Origin of the sequence: Providencia rustigianii DSM 4541 (genome assembly GCF_000156395.1) — a bacterium.
Lineage (GTDB): Bacteria > Pseudomonadota > Gammaproteobacteria > Enterobacterales > Enterobacteriaceae > Providencia > Providencia rustigianii.
In genome coordinates this window covers 11,279-12,555 of record NZ_GG703827.1, presented here as the reverse complement: position 1 = coordinate 12,555, position 1,277 = coordinate 11,279, and the positions used below count along the sequence as shown (strand labels likewise).

General features: G+C 41.7%; 3 protein-coding genes. All 3 read left to right on the top strand.

The features are described 5' to 3' along the window. A partial coding sequence (locus tag PROVRUST_RS18570) for a phage virion morphogenesis protein (protein ID WP_006816461.1) occupies nt 1-342 on the top strand: 342 nt, incomplete at its 5' end. 87 nt (nt 343-429) lie between these two features. Further along, nucleotides 430-807 (top strand): hypothetical protein, encoded by a 378-nt coding sequence (locus PROVRUST_RS20645; protein ID WP_039856022.1) that lies wholly within the window; start codon nt 430-432, stop codon nt 805-807. Nucleotides 808-813: 6 nt separating this feature from the next. After that, nucleotides 814-1,277, top strand: a 464-nt coding sequence (locus tag PROVRUST_RS18560) for a phage baseplate assembly protein V (RefSeq protein WP_006816459.1), incomplete at its 3' end; no start/stop codon positions are given.

Genomic DNA, 1,277 nt, shown 5'->3' with positions numbered 1-1,277 from the left:
CAAGATGCGGATAAAAAATCCCAGCGCTCATTTCGTAAATCGGATATTCAGCGCTATATCAGCGTCAAAAAAGACAAAATCAGTACAGAGCGAAAAACCAAGCAAACTCGTATGTTTAAAAAACTGGCAACCGCCCGTTTTTTGCGGATGTATAACAGTGATAAAGAAGCCGTTATTTATTTTCTGCCATCTGCGGGAAATATTGCCGGTGTGCATCAATTTGGATTAACAGAACGAATTGGTCGAGCACAAATTACCTATCCTTCACGTCAATTACTTGGGCTTACGCCGCAAGAAGTTACTCACATCGAAAACCAAATTATTGATTTTCTGGCACGATAATTTGTGCCACTAATCAAACAAACCGCACTTACTGAACACTTGCGCCATTAATGGCAGGCTTAAGAAAATTAATTTCTTGAGGTTGCTATGCGTCGATACATTCCACTTTTACCGGTCTTCATTTTCATTGTTTTTTCTTCAATGGCATTTTTAGATGAAAATGCAACACTCAATGTGGGTCGTGATGTGGTCAACTTTCTTACTACTGTTTATGCGATCAGAGTGTTTTTTCTATTTGGAGAAAAGCGTAGCGATAAAGACACTATTCATGAATTAAAAGGGATCACAAACTCATTCATTCCTTTAGATTTGATTATGTATCGGTTGGTTATTGTTTTATCTATTATTGCCGTCTTTCTGCTAATGGCGACCAATCAGTGGTCTTCAATCCCATTATTGATGTTGTGGTTTATTTGGCAGCATCTGAATCGAAAGCTGATTTCAGCGGTTAAAACGCAAGGCTGATATCCAATGCTTGCTGATATTCGCCGCATTATTAATAACTTAATCCGCATTGGTGTCGTAATTGACGTTGACATCAAGAAAGGTTGTCGCGTAAAAACAGGCGACTTAGAAACGGGCTGGCTGAATTGGTTGACGCCTCGCGCCGGTGAAACTCGCGTGATGAATGCGCCGAGTATTGGTGAGCAAGTGATTATCTTAGCCATCGGTGGTGAGTTAACGACGGCATTTGTATTAACGGGTATTTTCTCCGATGAACACTCAGAGCCTACCGATTCATTGACGGCAGACCATCGCACCTATTCAGACGGGGCAGTAATTGAATATGAGCCAGCCACGGGCGCGTTGAAAGCGACTGGTATCACAACCGCACATATTGAAGCCAGTGAGCAAGTTAGCGCGATAACGCAAGTGGTTATCGTTGATGCCGCTAAGCAAATCAAACTCAATACTCCAACTGTTATTTGCTACGG